17 protein-coding genes are annotated in these 21,355 nt (G+C 53.0%); 2 read left to right on the top strand and 15 right to left on the bottom strand.

Annotation, left to right across the window (positions count from 1 at the left end; all coding sequences use genetic code 11):
• Nucleotides 1-183 precede the first annotated feature (183 nt).
• The 14 genes from EFB08_RS02065 to EFB08_RS02000 form a co-directional block, all read right to left on the bottom strand.
• Nucleotides 184-1,062: a 3-keto-disaccharide hydrolase gene (locus EFB08_RS02065; protein ID WP_123125238.1), complete on the bottom strand. Its 879-nt coding sequence runs from the start codon at nt 1,060-1,062 to the stop codon at nt 184-186.
• A gap of 164 nt (nt 1,063-1,226) precedes the next feature.
• On the bottom strand, nt 1,227-2,879 hold the full coding sequence (locus tag EFB08_RS02060; RefSeq protein ID WP_123125237.1) for a carboxylesterase/lipase family protein: 1,653 nt from the start codon (nt 2,877-2,879) through the stop codon (nt 1,227-1,229).
• A 115-nt stretch (nt 2,880-2,994) separates the two neighbouring features.
• Nucleotides 2,995-3,762, bottom strand: coding sequence for a glycerophosphodiester phosphodiesterase family protein (locus EFB08_RS02055; RefSeq protein WP_227006168.1), 768 nt, complete (start codon nt 3,760-3,762; stop codon nt 2,995-2,997).
• A gap of 347 nt (nt 3,763-4,109) precedes the next feature.
• A complete protein-coding gene (locus EFB08_RS02050) occupies nt 4,110-4,763 on the bottom strand; it encodes a dioxygenase family protein (protein ID WP_123125235.1) in 654 nt (217 codons plus the stop codon).
• A 188-nt stretch (nt 4,764-4,951) separates the two neighbouring features.
• On the bottom strand, nt 4,952-6,079 hold the full coding sequence (locus EFB08_RS02045; RefSeq protein WP_123125234.1) for a CgeB family protein: 1,128 nt from the start codon (nt 6,077-6,079) through the stop codon (nt 4,952-4,954).
• A gap of 198 nt (nt 6,080-6,277) precedes the next feature.
• Nucleotides 6,278-7,408 carry a CgeB family protein gene (locus EFB08_RS02040; RefSeq protein ID WP_123125233.1) on the bottom strand — a complete coding sequence of 377 codons (1,131 nt, stop codon included), beginning with the start codon at nt 7,406-7,408 and terminating at the stop codon, nt 6,278-6,280.
• Complete coding sequence (locus tag EFB08_RS02035) at nt 7,398-8,537, bottom strand: CgeB family protein (protein ID WP_123125232.1); 1,140 nt, start codon at nt 8,535-8,537, stop codon at nt 7,398-7,400. Before EFB08_RS02035 ends, EFB08_RS02040 begins: the two co-directional genes overlap by 11 nt.
• A 221-nt stretch (nt 8,538-8,758) precedes the next feature.
• Nucleotides 8,759-9,883, bottom strand: coding sequence for a glycosyltransferase (locus EFB08_RS02030; RefSeq protein ID WP_227006167.1), 1,125 nt, complete (start codon nt 9,881-9,883; stop codon nt 8,759-8,761).
• On the bottom strand, nt 9,873-10,910 hold the full coding sequence (locus EFB08_RS02025; RefSeq protein WP_123125230.1) for a Gfo/Idh/MocA family protein: 1,038 nt from the start codon (nt 10,908-10,910) through the stop codon (nt 9,873-9,875). The genes EFB08_RS02030 and EFB08_RS02025 overlap by 11 nt, the downstream gene beginning before the upstream one ends.
• A gap of 271 nt (nt 10,911-11,181) precedes the next feature.
• On the bottom strand, nt 11,182-12,189 hold the full coding sequence (locus EFB08_RS02020) for an MDR/zinc-dependent alcohol dehydrogenase-like family protein (RefSeq protein WP_227006166.1): 1,008 nt from the start codon (nt 12,187-12,189) through the stop codon (nt 11,182-11,184).
• A gap of 6 nt (nt 12,190-12,195) precedes the next feature.
• Nucleotides 12,196-14,253 carry an SDR family NAD(P)-dependent oxidoreductase gene (locus EFB08_RS02015; RefSeq protein WP_123125229.1) on the bottom strand — a complete coding sequence of 686 codons (2,058 nt, stop codon included), beginning with the start codon at nt 14,251-14,253 and terminating at the stop codon, nt 12,196-12,198.
• Between the two features lie 46 nt (nt 14,254-14,299).
• The gene (locus tag EFB08_RS02010) at nt 14,300-15,418 is read right to left on the bottom strand and encodes an NAD-dependent epimerase/dehydratase family protein (RefSeq protein ID WP_123125228.1); all 1,119 of its coding nucleotides are present in this window, start codon (nt 15,416-15,418) and stop codon (nt 14,300-14,302) included.
• 24 nt (nt 15,419-15,442) lie between these two features.
• Nucleotides 15,443-15,880 carry an SDR family oxidoreductase gene (locus EFB08_RS02005; RefSeq protein ID WP_125077627.1) on the bottom strand — a complete coding sequence of 146 codons (438 nt, stop codon included), beginning with the start codon at nt 15,878-15,880 and terminating at the stop codon, nt 15,443-15,445.
• 331 nt (nt 15,881-16,211) lie between these two features.
• Nucleotides 16,212-17,522: a hemolysin family protein gene (locus EFB08_RS02000; RefSeq protein WP_123125226.1), complete on the bottom strand. Its 1,311-nt coding sequence runs from the start codon at nt 17,520-17,522 to the stop codon at nt 16,212-16,214.
• 217 nt (nt 17,523-17,739) lie between these two features.
• Here EFB08_RS02000 and EFB08_RS01995 point away from each other — a divergent pair, with 217 nt between their 5' ends.
• Nucleotides 17,740-19,983, top strand: coding sequence for a protein-disulfide reductase DsbD family protein (locus EFB08_RS01995; RefSeq protein WP_123125225.1), 2,244 nt, complete (start codon nt 17,740-17,742; stop codon nt 19,981-19,983).
• A gap of 177 nt (nt 19,984-20,160) precedes the next feature.
• Here EFB08_RS01995 and EFB08_RS01990 read toward each other — a convergent pair whose 3' ends face one another.
• Entirely contained in the window at nt 20,161-20,691 is a 531-nt protein-coding gene (locus EFB08_RS01990) for a DUF4385 domain-containing protein (protein ID WP_123125224.1), read from the bottom strand.
• A gap of 78 nt (nt 20,692-20,769) precedes the next feature.
• On the opposite strand from EFB08_RS01990, the gene EFB08_RS01985 reads away from it, so the two are divergent.
• Complete coding sequence (locus EFB08_RS01985) at nt 20,770-21,336, top strand: hypothetical protein (protein WP_125077626.1); 567 nt, start codon at nt 20,770-20,772, stop codon at nt 21,334-21,336.
• Nucleotides 21,337-21,355: the final 19 nt, after the last annotated feature.

Below are 21,355 nucleotides of genomic sequence, written 5' to 3'. Positions count from 1 at the left end.
GGGATTTTGTGTTTGTTATTCTTTCCTTTTTAGGGCTCTCTATACGAGCGATTTCCTGATGCAACACTCTCCTCATTTTCATCCTGAAAGGATATTGTGAGCGAACAGTAAAAGCGTTTACTTCAAGGCTTTTCTAGTTCGTTCACAAGATCTTTCCAAGATGACAGGTGGAGTAGGTACCCATCAAAAATACGCCGTGTACTCTTTCGGCAGCTCGTCTAACTCTTTCAACAGGATGTCTTTGTAGTACACCTCTGCGGCTTCGCTTTGGATCTGGATTTTGCCTTTGGTGAGCGGGGTGGCTTTGTCGTTCTCTACGTAGCGGGAGTTCTGCAGCACCATCACTACCTGGCCGTTCACAATATGCAGGCTTTTGCCTTGATAGCAGATCAGCTCAATCTCGGTCCAGTCGCCGTTTTTACTTTCGCGGTTTTCGCTGCGGAGGCACAGGCCGTCTCTGCCGGAGCCTCTGCCGAAGCCTAGGAACGGCTGCTTGGCATCAGCCACGGAGTTCATCATGCCTTCAGGAAGAAACGCCCGGATATCGATGGCCGAGTTAGCGATGCTCCAGTAATCGCCGGTGTGGCCCTCCATAATCTGGAATTCCTGCGAGAGCATCCAGGCACGCCAGTAATCCTTACCGCTTTCCCCTATGGAGTGGTACAGCACGCCCGAGTCTTTGAGCAAATCTTTGCGCGGCTCATACTTATTCTGGCCCCACTTGTACTTGAGTTTGAGGTGGTAGTTCTCGTACTCCTTTTTGGTATAGACGCACCCGTAAATCTCGCCACTCACCTTCAGCATGGGTTCGCCTTTCTCCTCCATGTAGGTGAACACTGTCTGCCCTTTCTGGTTGTACCCAATTGGCGCAATCTCCTTGCCCTGCGCATCGGTGGGCACCTTGCCGTTGTAGCCCAGTTTATGCCGATAGCTCAGATACGTTTCCCACTGCGTGAGATTCTTGTCCAGTAAAGGCGTCCATTCTTTCTTGGGTAGAAAGGAAGACATTCCGAGGCAAGTGAGCAGCAAGGCGATAAACCCGAGGGTTAATTTTGTTTTCATAGGGTGGCGGAATTGATAGATTCTCGGATGGCGTTTAAGGGGTGTTTTACAGAAATAAAGGCTAAAGTAAGCATAAAAAGAGAAAGCCATCTGCCAGAAAAAGGAGCTCCTGAAAAGCTTGTTTCTGACCGATGGCTTTGCCGAGTTAGGATATAGTTAATTGGCTATTTTTTTGCGTTGAGTTCGTCCAGGAGAAGGTAGCGCCCACGGTTTTTCTCGGTAACGGTTTTGGTGTTCACGTCGATGACCTGGTACTGCACGGGGTTGCCGGAAGCGGTGGGCCATTTAGGCAAACTCCCGCCGTTGGGGTTTCCGGTTTTCACGAAGTTGGCGAAGTACTCCTGAATGGTTTTGGAGACTTTGTAATCCTCCGGACCCCAGGCGAAGACTTTGTTTGTGGACAGATTGCCCATGGCGTACTCGATCTCGGCGGAGTGGACGGCGCCTGTGGCGGGTGGGGCTTTGGGCGCGATGGAATCTTTGACTACTCCTCCGGCCAGACCCGCAGAGGCATTGCCCATCTCCGGCACCATCTCGGGACGGGGACGCGAGTAAAGGTAGCGGTACACGGGTTTGCCGCCGGTTTTGCTGTGCAAGTCAATCCATTTCCAGGTGCTGTAGGCAATAAACCGGTCGCCGGATAAATCAGTAGCCACCTGCGGGACATCGGCATCGGTAGCAGCGTTGTATTGTTTCAGGACATCCTCGGCACGAGGGCCGTACAGTTTCTGCACCAGTTTGGTATAGTTTTCCTTTGTAGGCGCCTCCTGCCCGAAGAGGGCCCGGTAGGTCATTTCCTCTGAGTTCCAGCCCGCCAGCAATGGAACCTTGGCCTGCTCACCCGCCGCAAAAATGGCTGCCGGGGATTTCGGGAAGAAGTAGCCGTCAATGGTGGGCACAAAGCGGCCCATACCTGGCTTGCCGGCCTCGTTCAGAAGCTGCTGCGCGTCCATGGCCCGTAGTTGCGCCAGAGAAGGAGCACCGATGCTGGTGGCGAACTTCACGCCGTTCTGCTCACCCTCGGCCAGTGGAACCGGATCAAAACCCGAGTTCACCAGCGCCCCACTTTCCCCAATGGCCCCCGCAATCAGGTTCCTAGACAAGGGAGACGCCATCTGCGCACTCACCGACATAGAGCCCGCGGATTCACCTGCGATGGTCACTCTATTTGGGTCACCTCCGAAGGCGGCAATGTTCGCCTTTACCCATTTTAAAGCCGCTGCCTGGTCCAGGAAGCCGTAGTTACCCGAGCCTTTGTAAGGCGACTCCTTGCTCAACTCTGGGTGCGAGAAGAATCCAAACACGCCCAACCGGTAGTTGACGGTGATGGCTACCATGCCTTTCTGGGCCATGCTCTCGCCGTCATAGCGCGGCTCAGAACCGTCGCCTGCAATAAAGCCGCCACCATAGAAATACACCAGCACCGGCAGTTTCTCTTTCCCGGTTTTGGCTGGGGTCCAGACATTGAGGTACAGGCAATCCTCGCTTACCCCATTGCTTCGGAAATTCATATCCCCGAACACCGGCAACTGCATGGCCCTCGGCCCGAACTGCGTGGCCTTCCGGACGCCCTGCCAGTTCTTCACCGGCTGCGGCTCGCGCCAGCGCAGATTGCCTACCGGCGGTGCGCCAAACGGCACACCTTTAAACGAGCGGATGCCGCTTTTCTCCAGGGTGCCTTCCAGTATGCCATTGGCCGTCTTTACCTGGTTGGATGAGGAAGTGGTAGCCGTTGCCTTTTTAGTTTGCGCCACTGCGGGGGCAATCAGTACCGCCAGTAGAAGCAGTAGGAAAAGTCTGTTTATGCTTTGATTCATATGGTGGTTATATTCGCTTAACGTTTGATGAGTTCTGGTGGGAAGATCAATAGGTGATAGATAAAGAAAGCCTTCGAGCTTTTCATTTCTTGGATGTCACAGGCTAGCAAGAAAGCTATTTTGCGATCACTTTCCCAAAGTATTGGGCTTTTTTACTTTGAGCGGAAATCAGAGGTTTGATGGCTTCGGCAGCCTCGATGGGCAGATCAGATTCAATGATATTAGCCCCAGATGTGATGATTGCCCGGTAGGCATTCTGTCGTTCTGTTTTGTCAGGAAGTTTGTCATACGTAGGAGCTGCCGAAATCATACACATCACGCCGCGGGCATGCAGCAGGTCCAGTAGTCCCTGGTTCTCGGACTTGTACGTTGGGCCAATGTAGGCCATCATTTGTGACCAGGGAATACCTGCTTTCTCATATTCCAGGAACGCTTCTTTGGAGAGCACATGCGCGGAAAACATCACCTTATTGTTTTGCTCATAATGGAACCTGGCTTGCTGGGCATTATGCACCGTCAGCATGACGTGGGCTTCGGCTTTGCTTTCTCGCAGGAGCCGGGCAATCATGGCCGGCGGCACATCTTTTCTGTCCAGGTTCAGGATGGTTTTCCCTTTGCTCCAGGTGATCGCCTCTTCCAAAGTGGGAATCCGGAAGTTAGTCACCTTGCCTTCTTTGTCTTTCAGCTTAAGTTTCTTCAATTCTTCCCAGGTGAAATCGGAGACTTTGCCGCTGCCCGTGGTGGTGCGGTCCAGCGTTTCATCATGCATGAGCACAATCACACTGTCTTTGGTCAGGCGGGGATCAACCTCAAAAAAAGCCGGTGTGGTGCGGAGGGTATGTTCTAAGGTTTCAATGGAGTTCTCAGGATACCCTTTCTCCATACCACCCCGATGGCCACTTATTAAAGGAATGCTGTTTTCGCTGAACCGGAAGAAGTCAAACAACTCTTTTGAAGAGCTGATTTTTAAAACATGCAGGGTTTTGCTCTGGGCTTTTAATTGGGTAAAAGGAAAAGCTATTAGAAGGGAAAGGAGTAGTAAAAATCTTGCAAGAGAATTGATCGTAAACATAGTCTTAGCTTTGGGTGAACAAAGTTTGCGTTACTGCTCTTTGCAAGGCTTGCAAAAGGACGGAGGGGTTTTATTGATAAATCCCTCCAGTATGAAGATAAGAAGCTTTAGGTGAATTGCAAGGATAACAAAGGAGGTTGTCTCAGAACAGGAAATCCTCACTGGGTCAGGGTGATGTCTCTTTTTCCGGTCCAGGTATTGTCGGGTGATTTACGCACTTCCACTACTCCGGTGCCTCCTACAGGAGTAAATATAGAAGCCAGGTATTTTTCATTCACCAAGCTATCGTCTTTGAAGACAAAGTCTGAAATGTAAAAGGGTGCGCCGTTCTCCGGTTTTATAGCGGCATGGATGTGCGCAGGCATGGAGTTATCTGGGTAGCGCGCGGGCCTGATGGAATGGATTTCGTAAGCCCCGGTTTGGTCTGTCTTACACCAGCCATGCAAGCGGCCATGCCATTTCTGGACGCCGGTTTCATTTCCTTTTTTAGAATAATGACCCGTATTATCTGTCTGGTAGGCGTAGACGATGGCATTGGCAAGAGGCGTTTTGCCGTCGCTTTTGAAAATTCGGCCCATAATCACCAAGCGTTCCCCGGGCTCTTTTGGTCCCGCAATGGTCATGGTACTGGTGAGTTTCTGAGGCATGTTCAAAAAGCAGCATTCAATAGCGCCATCGGGGTTATCGCAGCTATTCGCAACAGGTTGAGCAGTCGCGGCTTCTGGCTGGTTCTGCGAGGAGGAAGATTCACAGGCGGAGCCTAGCAATAGCAAAAGAAAGCCACTAACCCATATGTGCTTTTCTGTTCCCATGATCTTCCTTTATACGTGTAAAAACCCGCCGAATCTATCATTAAGGTAGACAATCCATGTTTTGAGGCAGCTTTGACAATTGGAAGGTAATGGTTGGTTGATAGGCTATTGAGATTGGCGTAAAAACGTTTTCGGCCTGCTTTCTTCAAAACAGGCCGAAAACAATAATCACGTTTGTTAAAGGGAAGCTAGCTTCCTAACTCTATCTCTTCTTTGTCACGCAGAACTTCAGATTCAGAACCCAAGACTTCCAACACATAGCCTTCCAGTTCCTGCGCACGGTGCGCGGCAGTGTGGTGGGCTAATACTTTCTGGCGGGCGCGTTCGGCTATAGCTGTTCGTTCATCTTCCGGTAAGTGGATCAGGAAATTCAGCGTGTCCTCTGCGGAATAGGAAACCAGAATTTCTTTCCCGAATTCAAAAAGCTCATTAAGTCCGTCCCAGTAATCAGAGATGATGGGCGTACCGCAGGCAGCGGCTTCAAAGAGGCGCACGCTGGGCGAGTAGCCAGCTTTGATCATATCGGCGCGGGTGATGTTCTGGGTGAAGCGCTGCTGGTTGTAGAATTTACGGTGCTCGGCAGGCGGTAAGTGATGGATGTACTCACAGTTTTCCGGCCACTGAATGGTCTCCGGGTACTGCGGGCCGGCTACGACGAAGGAGCCAATTGGCCACTCACGGGCGGCATCCAGCATGAGTTTCTCCAGCGGCGGTTGGCGGTCATCGGAGTACGTACCCAAATAGCCTAAGTCCCACACTTTCTCTTCCTGCGGCTCGGGGAAGTATAGCTCGGGATCAAACGAGCAGTACAACGGGCGGGCCATAGGTGAACCAAACTCCTTTTCCAGTTTCTCCAGCGTAGGGCCACCGGTGAACGACAAATACATGTCATACTGTGGGATGAGGCGCGGGTGTAGGTATTCGTAGTCTTCGCGGGCCAGCTTGGCCAAGGTCACCGGCGTGTCAATGTCGTAGAAGCCGGTCACGCTCTGCGCGGTCTGGATGGCCCATTCACCTACGGCTACACCTTCTGGCACATAGGAGCCCACCAGCACGAAATCCGCATCGCGCACCTGTTGGGTGAAACGGGACTGCAAATCTTCCAGGGACTGGTACAGTTCAGTTTGACAATATTCAGGATTCGGTAAGTCGCGGTTAGAGGCGTACCACGGTACATCGCGTTCCAGAAATAGGATATGGTGACCCCGATTCCGCAGCTCGCGCACCAAGCCCCTAAAGGTAGTGGCGTGCCCGTTGCCCCAACTGGAGGTGATGGACAGGCCCAAGATGACTATGTTCAAGGATTTTTGACTCATACTAGTATCATGTATCAAGTATCAGGTATCAAGATTTCTTTCGCTGGCGCGAGCTTGCAGCTCGTGTCCGCAAGTATTGCTGAATTACTTCTCTCGATTCACATAAAGAGGACCGGGAATGCGTGCGGACACGAGCGGGACGCTCGCGCCAGGGGCTGATTTTGAGTTGCTTTACTGAAAGCAGCCCCGAAACAAGTTTTAGGAAACAACTTCCTTCGTGTCAGTAGCCGCAATATTGGTCTTAGTCCGTGGCGTAGTCAAAAGCAATTGCTCCAGTTCATCAGCGCGGTGGCCGTAGGTGTGCAGGGCAAGTACTTTTTTGTACGCTGCTTCACCGATGGCTTTTGCACGTTCCGGAGTCAAGTTCTGTAACTGCTCGGCTACTTCGGCTCCGTCTTTGGCTACTAAGATTTCGGTCTCCGGCTCGAAAAAGAAGTCGATACCTTCCCAGTAATCGGTGATGATGCAGGCTCCGGCACCGGCGGCTTCAAACACGCGGGTGGCAGGGGAGAAGCCGTAGCGGGCCATGCTCTCGCGGCTGATGTTCAATACCGCTTTGGGTGTGCAGTTGAAGGCATTGTGCTCTTTGGTGTACACGTGCCCGATGTAGTTCACGTTCGCGCTCATGGGTTTGTCGCCCCAGCCGCTGCCCCCGATGATAAACTGCTGCTCGGGAAGTTTCGCAGCTACGTCTAAAAAGAACTGCTCTACACGGGCTTCGCGGTCTGGCAAGCGATTGCCCAAAAAAGCCAGGTCACAGGCGAAGCGCTCTTCTGGTGCCACTGGGTAGTGCGTGGCGGTGTCCAAAGCGTTGTAGATAGGCACACACTTCTTCGCGCCTAGTTTTGAGTAGGCATTGATGACTGGGTCACCACCGCCGTAGGTCAGAATCAGGTCATATTGCGGAACATGGGCTCTGAATGGGTCGGCGGGGTCGTTCTCTACGCGGTCTAGGGTGGCAGGCGCGTCTACGTCCCAGAAAATTACGAGGCAGTTCTGGCTTTGCAGTTTCAGCACTTCGGCTTCTAGTAGTTCGTCGAACACCCCTACGCCGCTGGCTTTTACCACCACATCGGCTGATGCCGCATCCTCCAGCACCTGGTACACGGCTTCTTCGGTGGCCGGATACACCACTACTTTGGCGTACTCGGGGTCTGGAATATCACGGTTTTCCTGGCGTTGGTAGGCATCGGGCTCGTAGAACGTTACTTGGTGGCCACGGTCATGCAGCGCCCGCACGATGCCGCGGTAGTAGGTGGCAGCACCGTTCCAGTACGCGGAAACCAGACTAGAACCGAAGAAGGCGATGTTGAGCTTTTTATTCTGCATGGGTCACAGGAGATTTTGAGGATGGATGGATTTTTTCAGGCGCGATGCCCAGTTCTTCGCAGATTTCTTCCAGCTCGTTCACACGGTGTGAGCAGGAGTGTCTGCGGTTGATGGTTCGCAGTCCGTCGGCTACCATGTCTTGGGTGAACCGCTGGTCTTGTAACACGGTTTGCAGATGTTTTTTCATTTCATCGCCGTTTTTGGCTACCAGGAAATCTTGGCCGGGCGTGAACAGATTTTCGGCATCTTCCCAAGGCGCGGTAATCAACGGAATGCCGCAGGCCAAGGCCTCAAAAGGGCGGATGGTAGGAATACCTGGCAAGGCCTCCACGTACGGTCTGCGCGGCACGTGCACGGTCACTTTGTACTTGGCGAACACTTCTGGGGCTTTGTAGTTGGGTAACCACTCACCGTACTCAATTCCGGCTTCAGCCAGAGATTTGATAGCGTGGTCTGGATAACGGACGCCATATACTTTGGCTTTCAAGCCGAGTTCTTTCACCGGGTTCAGCAGGAATTCGTGCAGTTCGGCGGTGCGCTCTTCGTCGCCCCAGTTGCCAATCCAGACTAAGTCGCCTTCCTTCTCCGTGGCGGTGCGCGGATAGAAAATACGGGTATCGGCGGCTTCGTGCCAGGTCCAGGCTTTCTTCGTCCAGCCTTCGTTCAGGTATAGTTCTTTGATGACATTCCCGAAGGCCAGTACGCCATCATAGTGGCTGAGGTCATAGGCCGCCATGCTCTCGCGCTCGGTCACGGCCCGGTGGTGCGTGTCATGGAAAAGCAGGCGGTAGTTGTTTTTACTGCGGTGCTCGCCCACCAAGCGTACCAGGTCATGGTCGTTCCACTCGTGCACCAGCACCAAATCAGCGCCCGCCAGCACCTCATCTAAGTTGAGCGTGTCCAGCTCATAGAAGTTAGTGTCCAGGCCGGGGTAGTATTGGTGAAGTTCCTCAATCTTCTCCTCGCCATATTGCGAGATGAGGTTGCTGAGGCTCCAGCCATCTTTGGGTTCGTAGACCTGCACATCATGGCCGCGGCTTTTGAGTTCCTGCACAATGCCGCGCAGGAAGTGGGCGTTGCCGTGGTTCCAGTCTGAGAGCAGGGAGTGGTAGAATAATACTAGTTTCATAGTTGTATTTGGATGCTAGTAGTTGGATACTAGACTTATTTGGTTCGTTCTTTTTCACGTATTCCGTCCCCCTTTGAAGGGGGTAGGGGGATGATGTCTCGTGCAGATAATTGCATTCCCGAGAATCGGTCCCCTTTGTTTCATTGTAATCGCTGCCAGTTCTTTAATCCGCCTTGTCATCCCCCTACCCCCTTCAAAGGGGGACGAAGAAGAGGGTAGTTTTACAATGTCTCCACTTCATCAGCCGCTTTGTCCTTGACGTGGTTCGGCAAGGTGGAGTAGGCTTGCAAGTATTCCTGGGCCATGAGCGCGGTGGTATAGTCTTGGGCTTTTTTCACCGCCCGGCAGGCCATGATGTTGCGCAAAAATTCATCGTCAATGAGTTTTTGGAGGATGGTGGTCAATCCTTCCACGTCATTGGTGCCTACGTATTCTGCCGAGGTGCCCCAGATTTCCTTGAGGCTGTTGATTTTACCCAACACCAACGCGCAACCCGAAAAAGCGGCCTCCAGAACGGATAACCCAAAGGGTTCATACTTGGCGGGCAGCACATACAACGAGGCGCGGGAAAGCCAGTCGGCTACTTCGCGTTGCGAGAGTTTGCCTAGGAAATGCACGTTTTTGAACAGCTTGCTGTCGCCGGTGGCCGGATGCACGGCATCGCCAGCGATGTAAATGGGCCAGTCCACGGCATCGGCTACCTGGGTGAGCAAGGCAATGTTTTTGGCTTCGTCCCACACGCGGCCCATGCTGAAGATAAACGGCTCTTTGCGCCCGAAATGAAAGGCATGCGGATCACGGCCGTTGTTAATGACCTGCTTTTGGGAAAACTGCCCGTAAACGGCTTCGGCTTCCTCCAGCATGGCTTGTGTAGGGGCGATCACGAGATCGGCAGCATGTAACCCATCGCGCACGCGTTCGAAATACGTGTTCCAGTTGGTGGGGGCATTCTCATTTTTCATGGCGCGCCACCAGGTCTGCACGCAGGAATGGATGACCATGAGCACCGGTTTGTTCCAAGGCAGGTGCCCGTGGCAGAAATTGTTCAGGTGGATGAGGTCTGGGTTAAGTTGTTCGCTTAGCTCCAAAAGCCACTCGCCGGCTTGGTCCACCTCCGTCCAGGGATTGTCCATCCATTCCAACTGGTATTCGCTCTCGTACACGGTCACATTGGTCAGGGCCGCTAGTTCCTGCCGTTGCTGCAGGGTAACGGCTGCGCCCATAGTGGCTAGGTAAAAGTGCACGTTATGCGGCGCCAACGCCCGGATGAGCTCCAAGCTGTAGGTCCAGACCCCGCCCACGCTGTCGGTGGTCATGAGTACGCGCCGATGCGGTTTATCTACCATAGATTTTGTCCAGTACTTCTGCAACTTTCACAAACTGCTCGGCTTCTTCGCTGAACTTTTCGCCGTTGGTTACGCGCTGCGCCCATTCCACACCGGCCCGTCCGCCCCAGGCATCCGGCGGCGAAACCAGGGTCTCGGTTTTGGTGCCCCAGAAGCGCTCGGCCACGAAATCATAGAAAGAACCGTTCACGTTTTTGAAGGCTGCGCCTCCCTTGGTGCCGTAAAACGTAGCGCTGATAATGGCTTCCTGCCCGGCGGGTAAGTTCCAGGAGCAAGTCAGTTGCACGTGCGGGCCAGTGGCTAATTGAATGCTGGCGGTGGCGTAGTCTTCCACGGTATCGGCCGAAGTGGTCAGGCGCTTGCCTTTGGAGAAGAGGCTGCTGGTCACACTTTCCACTTCCGGGAAGTCTAAGGTCCAGAGCGCTAGGTCTACAAGGTGCACCCCCAGGTCAATCACGCAGCCGCCGCCAGAGAGTTGAGGGTCATAGAACCAAGGCTTGTCAGGTCCATAGGCGTTATGGAAGACCAGTTCCACGCCGTAGATATCGCCTAGTTCGCCTGATTTTACCAGGTCATACACTTTGCGCATGGCGACGGTGCTGCGATAGGAGAGGTCCACGCCCAAGAGCGTATCGGCTTTACGAGCCGCTTCTACTACGCGTCTGGTTTCCTCTGCAAACCGGCCTAAGGGTTTCTGGCAGAAAACGGCTTTGCCGCTCTCTAAGGCCTGGATAGATTGATCGGCATGGAAGGCGCTAGGTGTGGCGATGACTACGCCATCTATTTCATCAGTCAGTAAATCTTCAATGCTTTCTCCCACTTTGGCAGCAGGAGCGGTTTTGTGCGCTTCCTCTATGTTTTGCGGGGCTGGGTCTACCACGGCAGTCACTTCGGCTACGCCTGCATTGGCAATGGCTTCCATGCGGTTACGGCCAATCCAGCCGATTCCTAGAAAGCCTAGTTTGAGAGTATCAGTACTAGAAGCAGTTGCTTCTGGGGTAGGTTCTAGTAAAGTATCTTCAGTCATTAGAATAAAGGGTCTGTTTGGGTGTTAGAGCTTCTTTGTAGAAGCAAAAGGTTTCCCACCTGTTTTTGTAAAAAGAGGCGGGAAACGGGTTTGTGTCTTACGGTGAACGTCCCCCTTTGAAGGGGGTAGGGGATGACTACTCGTGCTGAGCACATCCCCGATTCTAAATTCTGAGGTCTTTCTTTGTAGCCGGAGCTAGTTGAATCTTGAGAGGCCTTGTCATCCCCCTACCCCCTTCAAAGGGGGGACGGAATGCGTGACATCCAATATTTTACATCGTTACAATCGCCTTCATGAATCCGTCTGGGCGGTCAGTTAAGGCGGCAAATGCCTCGACCATTTTCTCCAGTGGGAAGGTGTGGGTGTAGAGCATCTCGGGTTTCATGCGGCCGCTTTCCACGGCTTCCACCGCTTCTTTGATGCCGTCTAAGTACATCTGTGGGTCGCGTTCGTGGGCGTTAATCACGTCTAGGCCGCGCCAGTTCCAGAGTTGGATGTTCACCTGGCGCATGCCGTCCTGGTGGAAACCGGCAATGATGAGGCGGCCGCGCTCTTTGCACAATTCGCCAGCCAAGTTCAAGGGCCATTCTTTGCCGGTACACTCAATCACGCGGTCGCAGAAAACTTCGCCGGTGAGTTCTTTTACGCGCTCAATGATTTTGTAGTGGTCATCCATGGGGATGATTTCATCGGCGCCGCACTGCTGGGCGATGTCCAGAGAGAACGGACGCTGGGAGATGGCAATAACCCTGGCGCCCGCCTCTTTGGCTAATTGTACGAGTAAAGCCCCCAAGAACCCGATGCCCAGAATGGCAACGGTCTGTCCAGCTTTGATGTCAGAGCGTTTGAAGATGTTCATGGCACAACCCAAAGGCTCACCGGGGAACGGTTTGCCGGCCAATGACTCCGGTAACTTCACCACTGAGGTGGCATCGGCTACGTCATAAGCGGCGTAGGAATTATAGGAAAGGGCGGCTACGCGGTCGCCTACCTTCAGGTCTTTCACTTCTTCGCCCACAGCGTCAATAATGCCCCAGCCTTCGTGGCCTGGGTTGCCGGACGGAATAGGGTAGGAGAACCACTCACGGCCTTCCCACACGGGTATGTTGGAGGCGCACAGGCCGCAGCCTTCCAGCTTGATGCGCACTTGCGTGGCGCTTGGTTCGGGCAGAGCCACCTCCTGGATTTCTACTTGTTTAGGAGCGGTAATCACCGCCGCAGCCATGTTGGTGGTGGCTTCGGAGGTGTCTAGGGTTTCTTGGAATAGGTCGGTTTGCATGTGCTGTTATGCTACGGCTACGTTATCGGTTTCTTGTTCTAGGGCGACAGGCGCTTTCAAAGAGACTTCAATGCCTCTAGTCTCGCACAACCATTGGTACAGTTTGGCTACGCCTTCGGCCACGCTATTTTTAGGGTACCAGCCGGTGGCCTCGTGGAACTTGCGGATGTCAGACACATAGTAGTGCTGGTCGCCGGGGCGCCAATCTCCGAAACTCAGGTTCACTTTCTTGCCGCGGTAGTTTCCAATCAAGTCCAGCAATTCAAGCAAGCTGGTGGTGTTTTTCACGCCACCGCCAATGTTGAAGGCTTGCCCCGAAAGGTCTTTCATGTTCTCTTGCGCCAGCAAAAACGCATCTACCAAATCTTCCACAAACAGGATATCGCGCACCTGCTTGCCGTCGCCGTAAATGCTGATGGCCTTGTTTTCGATGGCTCTGATGGCGAAGTGCGCCACCCAGCCCTGGTCTTCGTTGCCGTATTGGTGCGGGCCGTAGATGCAGCTCATCCGGAACACCACGGCCGGAATGCCATAGGTTCTGGCGTAGTCTACCACGTACTGGTCAGCAGCGCCTTTAGAGCAGCCGTACGGGCTGTGGAAGTCCAGCGGACGAGCCTCTGAGATACCATTGGCCTTGATGTGCTTGTCTGATGGGTTGTACCGGGTGCCGTTTTGGATGAAGCGCAAGTCTTCCAAGCCGCCGTACACTTTATTCGTAGACGTGAACACCAACGGAGGTGGGTTGTCCTGAGCTCTGATGGCTTCCAGCACGTTCACCACGCCACGGGCGTTGATTTCAAAATCCTGAATAGGACCGGTGAGCGAAGTAGTCACTGCTACTTGCGCTGCGAAATGGTATACTTCGTTGGCGTACTTCATCACGCGTTTTACGGCCTGTAAATCGCGGATGTCACCTACGTACACCTCCAGCTTGTCTCCGTAGTTCTGGTGCAGCCACTGCAGGTTGCGCTCTACGCCAGTGCGGGAAAGGTTATCGAAAATCAAGACGCGTTTGCCTTGTTCCAGCAGGCGCTTGGCCAGGTTGGTGCCCACAAATCCGGCCCCGCCGGTTACTACTGAGTAGCGCTCCTGGTCTGAGAAATCTTCTTTGCGGCGGATGAAGTTGAACTTGTCCAATCCATCCAAGCCGTTCTCAGCCCACAGGCGGTACAACAGTTTAGGGCAACCGTCCACGTGTTTTAGACCGAAGTGGTTTTTCCGCTCATCTGCGTGAAACTCTTCGGTGCTGTTCATGTCTAAATCTTGCACACTAGACCAGTAAACTTTATTTACCGGTGCTTTGCATACGTTGCGGAACTCTTGAAACTGTTTGAATTCATCGTGTTGCCAGGTAGAGAAACCGGCCTCGGTAATCCAGATTTCAGCTTTGACACTGTTGCGGTCTAGTACCTCGCGCACGCGTTGAATGTTGGCATCCCAGCCTTCCCAGTTTTGGTCAAAGACATCGGGGAACCCGTGAATTCCTATCGCGTCCATGTTCTCCAGCACCCCACGGTTGTACATCAATTGCAGCCAGTTGGGGTCAATGGGACTCATGCCACCCAAAACGGTTTTCTTGCCATGTTGCTTGACTACCTGAGCGGCAACGGCAATCATCTGGGAGAACGTATTCCAGTTCTGGTCTAAGGTGAAGTCGTATTCGGCTTTGTTGTTGGGCTCGTTCCAAAGTTCCACCCATTCAAAATGGGTGCCTAGGTCAGTAAGTACGCTGTCTAGAAACTCTGCAAAAGCAGTAGGGTTTTGCGGCGGGGCCGATGTTTTAGGAGCCACCGCCAAAGAAGCTGGGGTGTCTTGAAAGCAAGGCAGGACCTGCACTTGTTTGGCTAAGGTAGGGATAAGCCAGTTGTACCAAGCCTTACCTTCTTGGGTGGTATAGGCGGCCCAGGAGATGCCGGTGCGCAGTTCCGTGACGCCCAACTCCTTTACCTCCGCCAGAACAGTTTCTACGCGGGCGTGCTCACCAGGCTGGAACCATTGCACCAAGCCGATGGTGGGGGCGGCCAGGGGAGTATGTGTAGGATGTGTTTTGGCGATTCTTGTCATACGGTTTTAAGCTTCTTTTTAGGAAAACAGGTCAGAAACGCAACGCCTAGACGGTCAGGCCACGGGCAGCTAGCTCGGCGCTCGCCTCATTGACGCGGTCGTACGCAATCTGTCCTTCCAGCCAATCGGCTAGCTCTGTTAAACCGCTGTTGAATTCTACCTGTGGGTAAAAGCCCAAGACTTCTTTGGCCAGGCTGATGTCGGCGTAGCAGTGACGGATGTCGCCTACGCGGTACTTGCCGGTAATCTCGGGAGTTAATTCCTGTTTTCCCATCACCTCGGCCAGACGCTCGCCAATTTCTTTGATGGTGTAATTGTTTCCGCTGCCCACGTTGAAGACCTGTCCGTTGGCTTCTTCTTTTTCCATGGCCAGACGACATGCCAACGCCACATCGCGCACGTGCACGAAATCACGCTGCTGGTTTCCGTCCTCGAAAATCATAGGGGCGTTGTTGTTCAGGAAGCGGGAGGCGAAGATCGCCAGCACGCCGGTGTACGGGTTAGAAAGCGCCTGACGCGTGCCGTACACGTTGAAGAAGCGCATGGCTACCGTTGGGATGTTGTACGCCCGGCCTACCATCAGGCAAAGACGCTCCTGGTCATATTTAGACAGTGCGTACACCGAGGACAGGCACGGAATCTTAGATTCTGGCGTCGCCACTGGGGTCAGCACCTCGCCTTTTTCGCTTTTCAGTTCCCAGTCACCGGCTTTGAGTTGCTCTAAACCACGCTCGGCGGCAATTACTTTCTCGCCGGTGGCGGAATGGTACAGACCTTCGCCGTAGATGCTCATGCTGGAGGCTACCACCAGTTTGCTTACCGGTTTCTCAATCAGGCACTCCAAAAGAACGGCGGTGCCGATGTTGTTCACATCGGTATACTCCTTGATTTCATACATGCTCTGGCCCACACCCACCATGGCGGCGAAATGGAACACGGCATCTACGCCTTCCAAGGCTTTCATCACGGCCGCTTTGTCGCGCACGTCACCTACCTGCAGTTCTACGGCCGGGTTCAGGTATTCAGGGCGTTCACAGTCTTTGCCGTGCACCTGCTCAGAAAGGTTATCTAGCGCGCGTACCTCATATCCGAAGTTGATTAGTTCATCTGCCAGGTGAGACCCAATGAAGCCTGCACCGCCGGTAATCAAGACTTTCTTTTTCATAGTTGTTAGTGGGTGTTTAGGGGGTTAGAAGGGTTGAAGGCTCGGGTGAACTGTAAGGTAGTTCAGCGAGAGGTGCCGTGCTTGCTGCGGGGCTCTGTACCCGAGGGATTCAACCGTGTTATGTCGGGATATTGTGTTCTTAGATGAGTAGGTGTCTGTGACGTCAGAAGCGGTGGTGCTTACCCCAAAACCCTGAACGCCTTGGTTAGGGAAGCATACCAAAATGTCTGGTTTGCCGTACGTTTGGGAAAAAGGGGCGTAAAGCGCCGATATGTCTTCTTGGTTAGCTACCTTGCCGAAGGAAAATTCAGCGTCTGATTCTTCCTGGGGCATTGGTCCCTCGGCTTTGTTGAGCTTTTTGCCAGCCGTTGTCAATTGCTCCGTAATGGCCTTCCCCATGCCAGACGCTCCGCCACTTACAACGGCGATAGAGTTCTGAGGGGTAGAAGTGGCTTTAACCATAGAAGAAGATGCTGATGAATTAATATATAGCTTTTTTCCTTTTTTGTTTAGTGAAAAGAACGTGCAAAAGCATGCTTGGGTTATAGCTACAAAGCTTTCTTGGTACTTACCCTGATGCGGAATACGTACAAATACTAGAAGAATGTTGGCTGTCGCTGCATATTTAAATAGAAACACCCCTTCCGCAGCAAACAAGTGGAGTTCACTAGATTGTTTTGCCGTTTAAAGTCAATAAAGAAAGTGCAAAAAAAAGACCTCCTGAGTTTAGCCCAGGAGGTAGAAGGAAGGTTTGGTTTTGAGTTGGTTTGGCAGAAACAGGCCAGAAACACCTCTATAAGATATCGTCGCGTTTGTCTTCGGTTACTTTCAGCAACACAGATTCTACGTTTCGCTCGGTTTTCTCCAGGATTCTGAATTCGTAGACCCCATGGATGGTGGTTTCGCCGATCTCTGGGATACGGCCGTAGATCATGTTGAGGTAACCGCCTACGGTTTCGTAATCCTCGCCTTCGGGAAGCGGATAGGGCAGGTCATCGTTTACATCTAAAATGGAGGCTGAGGTATCGACTTTAAATTCGAAGTCGTTCAGCTTTTCTACCAGCGGCGTTTCCTCGTCGTACTCGTCCTGGATTTCTCCCACCAATTCTTCAATGATGTCCTCGATGGTGACGATTCCCGAGGTGCCACCGAACTCATCTGACACTACGGCAATGTGCATGCGGTTGCGCTGGAAATCTTTGAGCAATCGGCTTATTTTCTTGGTTTCGGGCACGAAGTAGGCCTGGCGCATGAGCTTCTCCAAGTTAACCTGCTCGCCGGCCCGAAGCACCACCAGCAGGTCCTTCACGTACATGATACCCACAATGTTGTCAATGGTGTCGCGGTAGATGGGCATGCGGGTGTAGCCTTCGTTGAAAACCACCTCAAAGATCTCATCTTCGGTGGCGTCAATGTTCAGGGCCACCAGTTTGGTGCGGGGCACCATGATCTGCTTCACCATGCGCTCGTTGAACTCGAACACGTTCTCAATCAACTCCTGCTGGCTTCCGCCAATCTCGCCACTCTCGGCAGACTGCTCAAACAGCAGTCGCAGTTCCTCGGCGGTGTGTACTTCTGAGCCGTGCATGGGCGTGATGCCCACGCGCTTCAGGATGAAATTAGAGAAACCGTTGAGTACCCAGATGAAGGGAAGCAAGACGTAATACACAATCCGGAGCGGAACGGCCACGGCCAGCGCGGTTGATTCTGGGCGTTGGATGGCCAAGGATTTTGGGGCCAATTCCCCGAAAACAATGTGTAAAACGGTGATGACGGCAAAGGAAATAGGTAGCGCAATCTTGTGGGCCAGCACCGGATCTGGGGCTGCGCCGAACGCGTGCATGATCTCAATGATGATTTCAGACACCACACCTTCGCCAATCCAACCCAAGCCCAGGGAGGCCAGCGTAATTCCTAACTGGGTGGCCGAAAGGTAGGCATCCAGGTGCCCAATCATGTGGTAGGCAATTTTGGCCAACTGATTACCGGCTTGCGCCCGGAGTTCTATCTGTGAGGCACGGACTTTAACCAAGGCGAACTCGGCAGCCACAAAGAAACCGTTAAGCGCTACCAGAAAAAGCGTCAGAAATATGTTGAGGATCATAGTGGGAGGCGTTTCTTCAGGGGTATAAAAGAGACGCTTGCATCAAATTTAATGGTTTATCAGCACTATCAAAGTGTTGAGGTTCGTTTCCTGTACGTGAACTGCGCCAGAAAGTAGACTACTCCCTGGGTTTAATAAGCATGCTTTGTGCTGGTATGTTCGGGTTTACGGTGGATTTGTAGTAATTTGCCCCTCTTTATTTAGAAGCTAAAAACAAATGAAAATAGTTTGGCAACGCGGTGGCGGATTGCTGCTCACCTTGTTCTTTTTCATCCTGACGGCGCAGGCCCAGATACTCAAGCCTTCCACGTGGAGTCATGACGTATCGGCGACCGAGGTGAAAGTAGGCGAGGAGGTGGAACTCATCTTCAACGCAAAGATTATCCCAGAGTGGTACCTCTATTCCTCTGACTTCGACCCAGATCTGGGACCTATCGTCACCACCTTTACCTTTCAGAAACACCCCTCGTACGCGCTGGTGGGCAAGATAAAGCCGGTGAACCCCAAAAAGAAGTTTGACCAGACCTGGGGCGGCGAATACACCTATTTTGTGAAAACGGCCCAGTTTCGGCAACGGATCAAAGTGCTGCAACCCACTTTAGTGGTGAAAGGAAGCTACGAGTACCAAGTTTGCTCTGAGGTAAATGGCCAGTGTATTCCCGGTGAGGGCGACTTCAATTTTACCCAGATCAAGGTGCTTCCGGGCAGTGCCCCGGCCAATACACCGGCCCCGGGTACCGGTACCAACGACAGCGGGGCCGGAGGTACCCCAACGCCCGGTGTTTCTGGCAGTGGCGCTCCAAGCCCTGCACCACCTAATGCTACCTCGGCTGCTCCTATTGCCGGTTCTGCCTTGGCGGTGACTTCAGATACCTCGCTTATCACCCCTCCTGATGCCTCTGTTACTTCTCTGCCACAGGCCACTGACAGCGGACGGACTACTATCACTTCTCAGCCGCAGCCCCAGACCATTGAAGCTGGCATTGCCTCCGGGGCACCTAATGCGGTAGCTCCAATAGGGCTTTGGGAATTCATGCTGGGGGCCTTTGTTTCTGGATTGATCGCGCTCCTGACGCCCTGCGTGTTCCCCATGATTCCAATGACCGTAACCTTTTTCACCGGCGGAAGCTCGGGGCGCATGAAAGGAATCATCAAGGCACTGGTGTATGGTCTGTCTATCATCGCTTTTTACACCCTCATCGGGACATTGGTGGCCAAACTGGCGGGGCCCGAGGTCGCAAACTTTCTCAGTACGCATTGGCTGCCCAACCTCATTTTCTTTGTGGTTTTCCTGCTGTTTGCGATGTCCTTCCTGGGGATGTTCGAGATTACCCTTCCGCACTGGCTCGTGAACAAAGCCGATGCCCAGGCCGACAAGGGCGGTTACTACGGCGTGTTTTTCATGGCAATTACGCTCGTGTTGGTGTCGTTTTCTTGCACCGGACCCATTGTAGGCTCCTTGCTGGTGATGTCGGCGGGGGGCGAGACCCTGAAGCCTATCTCGGGCATGTTCGCGTATTCCATGGCGTTTGCGCTGCCGTTTACCTTGTTCGCTATCTTTCCAAACTGGCTGGGTTCCCTGCCTAAATCGGGCGGATGGCTGAATTCGGTAAAAGTGTGCCTGGGGTTCATTGAGCTGGCGCTGGCCCTTAAGTTCCTGAGCATCGCCGATCAGGTGTACCACTGGCGCCTGCTGGACCGCGAGGTGTACCTGGCTTTGTGGATCGTGATTTTCACCCTCATGGGATTTTACCTGCTGGGCAAACTCCGGTTCTCGCATGACTCAGAGCTGCCTTATCTAAGTGTGCCGCGCCTTCTGTTTGCCGTGGCTACTTTCGGGTTTGTGGTGTACATGGTGCCAGGCCTGTTTGGTGCCCCGTTAAAAGCCCTAGCCGGTTACCTGCCGCCGCAGACCACACAGGACTTTAACCTGACCGCCGGCATGTCCTCGGCCAATGCCGCCAGTACCATCTGCGAGCCTCCCAAGTACTCCGATTTTCTGCACCTGCCCCACAACCTGCAAGGCTACTTCGATTTGGAGCAAGCCAAGAAATGTGCTCAGGAGCAAGGAAAACCCATCTTTGTGGATTTCACCGGCCACGGCTGCGTGAACTGCCGCGAAATGGAAGCCAACGTATGGTCAGACCCCGAAGTGCTGAAACGTCTGCGTGAGAATTTCGTGATTGTGGCCCTGTACGTAGATGACAAAACCGAACTGGATAAAAGCGAGTGGTACACCAGCGCCTATGACCAAAAACAGAAAACCACCCTGGGCAAGAAGTACGCCGATTACCAGATCACCAAGTTCAACGTCAACGCCCAGCCTTATTACGTGCTGATGGACGCCAACGAGAATCCCCTGGTGACCCCCATTGCCTACGAGCTTAATGTGCAGAACTTCGTCAAGTTCCTGGATGCCGGGGTAGCCGCTTACAAAGCGCATCAGCAGCCGGTGATGTAACCTGAGCTTCAGAAACTCCAATACTTTCCGGGCTTCTGTTTTGAGCAGGTTTCTCGCAAAACTGCCTCAAAACAGAAGCCCGATTGCTTTATGGGTCGGGCCATCATAAATATCCCATCCGTCAGGAATAAGCTGCTTGCGTTTTGGGATTCCTTTCACAGAAACACGCCCGAAACGTTACTTCTCGTAATACTTCTCTCTGAAAGCCTGTTTCTGGCGCAGGTACTCGGGGTGTTCTTTGGCCTTAAACCAATATTCCTTGAAGATAGCTGCCGCCTGTGCTTTTTCATTCGTGAGGGCATCAGCCTCCTGCGGAAGGACAGCATTTCCCTTGTGCGCACTACCTGAGGAATAAGGGTAGGGGAGTCCTTCGTTATTATCTTCCGGTGAGGGTGTGTATTTGCGGCCACCCTTGTGATTGGCGTAGCGGCGGGCGCGGGTGAAGCCCATCTGCAGGAACTTCCGGGCCATGTCGGCACCCACAAACTCCTCTTGTGCCAAATACGCTTCAAATAACCCGTAAATCTTCTCCGCCGATGCACTAGCCACTTCCACATTCTTGAACCGCCAGTGCGGCAGTATCTCACTTTTAAACGGCTCTACCAGCAAAACACCCTGTTCACCTACGCCCACACGGTACAGTTCAGGATGTTGCCGGAAATCGGTGGTCTTGAAATCCAGGGAATAGTTAAAGCCGTTTTTTGCCATAGAAGTGGGTACAAAGGTGCCTAGGCACCCAAATTTGGGTAGCTTGCGTATGCGGGGTGTTTACTTTCCTGTTCTACTATGAAAAAAGCAAATCAGTTTTACTTATACCGCTGGGTGTTGCCCGCGTTGCTGGGCGCCCTCCTGGTTACTTCCTGTGAGACCACCCCTCGTGAGCGCAAGGAAATAGCTTCCCGTGAGCTGGAGAAATTAGATGAAAAGGCCAATGCGGCTGCCGTGAAAACCAAGGACGAATTGAAAGAAGCCGGTAAGGCCCTTGCCCGCCAACGCGCCGAACGGAAGGCCCGCGAAGCCCGTGGCCCTGTAGCCGGAAAGCAAGCCCAAATGGAACGCGAACTGCTGGGTCAGTACAGAATCCTCTCCCAGGTTCCCGCCGATAGCCTGCGCGATGCTTATGTGTATTTCCTGCAACAGGTACGTGACCGCAAAGAAGTCTGGACCACCGAAGATTGGGATTACGCCAACAACATCTACAAACGCCTGAACGACCGCGAAAGAGCCCTGCACGATGACATCATCCTCCGTCACGCCACTAAAATCAGAGCCTTGCAGGCCGAGTATGTAACCCTTGAGAACAAAGCAGATCTCAGGGATTACCAGCGCATCAAGAAAGAGCAGGGGCAGTAAGGTGCTAATTCTCTAATGT

This window comes from Rufibacter latericius, assembly GCF_003721515.1.
GTDB classification, from domain to species: Bacteria; Bacteroidota; Bacteroidia; order Cytophagales; family Hymenobacteraceae; genus Nibribacter; species Nibribacter latericius.
This window is presented reverse-complemented; position numbering and strand designations above follow the sequence as displayed.

What these genes read in the sequence shown, in the direction of transcription:
- EFB08_RS02065 (WP_123125238.1), bottom strand. Translation starts at nt 1,062, where the DNA reads ATGAAAACAAAATTAACCCTCGGGTTTATCGCCTTGCTGCTCACTTGC.
- EFB08_RS02060 (WP_123125237.1), bottom strand. Translation starts at nt 2,879, where the DNA reads ATGAATCAAAGCATAAACAGACTTTTCCTACTGCTTCTACTGGCGGTA.
- EFB08_RS02055 (WP_227006168.1), bottom strand. Translation starts at nt 3,762, where the DNA reads ATGGAGAAAGGGTATCCTGAGAACTCCATTGAAACCTTAGAACATACC.
- EFB08_RS02050 (WP_123125235.1), bottom strand. Translation starts at nt 4,763, where the DNA reads ATGGGAACAGAAAAGCACATATGGGTTAGTGGCTTTCTTTTGCTATTG.
- EFB08_RS02045 (WP_123125234.1), bottom strand. Translation starts at nt 6,079, where the DNA reads ATGAGTCAAAAATCCTTGAACATAGTCATCTTGGGCCTGTCCATCACC.
- EFB08_RS02040 (WP_123125233.1), bottom strand. Translation starts at nt 7,408, where the DNA reads ATGCAGAATAAAAAGCTCAACATCGCCTTCTTCGGTTCTAGTCTGGTT.
- EFB08_RS02035 (WP_123125232.1), bottom strand. Translation starts at nt 8,537, where the DNA reads ATGAAACTAGTATTATTCTACCACTCCCTGCTCTCAGACTGGAACCAC.
- EFB08_RS02030 (WP_227006167.1), bottom strand. Translation starts at nt 9,883, where the DNA reads ATGGTAGATAAACCGCATCGGCGCGTACTCATGACCACCGACAGCGTG.
- EFB08_RS02025 (WP_123125230.1), bottom strand. Translation starts at nt 10,910, where the DNA reads ATGACTGAAGATACTTTACTAGAACCTACCCCAGAAGCAACTGCTTCT.
- EFB08_RS02020 (WP_227006166.1), bottom strand. Translation starts at nt 12,189, where the DNA reads ATGCAAACCGACCTATTCCAAGAAACCCTAGACACCTCCGAAGCCACC.
- EFB08_RS02015 (WP_123125229.1), bottom strand. Translation starts at nt 14,253, where the DNA reads ATGACAAGAATCGCCAAAACACATCCTACACATACTCCCCTGGCCGCC.
- EFB08_RS02010 (WP_123125228.1), bottom strand. Translation starts at nt 15,418, where the DNA reads ATGAAAAAGAAAGTCTTGATTACCGGCGGTGCAGGCTTCATTGGGTCT.
- EFB08_RS02005 (WP_125077627.1), bottom strand. Translation starts at nt 15,880, where the DNA reads ATGGTTAAAGCCACTTCTACCCCTCAGAACTCTATCGCCGTTGTAAGT.
- EFB08_RS02000 (WP_123125226.1), bottom strand. Translation starts at nt 17,522, where the DNA reads ATGATCCTCAACATATTTCTGACGCTTTTTCTGGTAGCGCTTAACGGT.
- EFB08_RS01995 (WP_123125225.1), top strand. Translation starts at nt 17,740, where the DNA reads ATGAAAATAGTTTGGCAACGCGGTGGCGGATTGCTGCTCACCTTGTTC.
- EFB08_RS01990 (WP_123125224.1), bottom strand. Translation starts at nt 20,691, where the DNA reads ATGGCAAAAAACGGCTTTAACTATTCCCTGGATTTCAAGACCACCGAT.
- EFB08_RS01985 (WP_125077626.1), top strand. Translation starts at nt 20,770, where the DNA reads ATGAAAAAAGCAAATCAGTTTTACTTATACCGCTGGGTGTTGCCCGCG.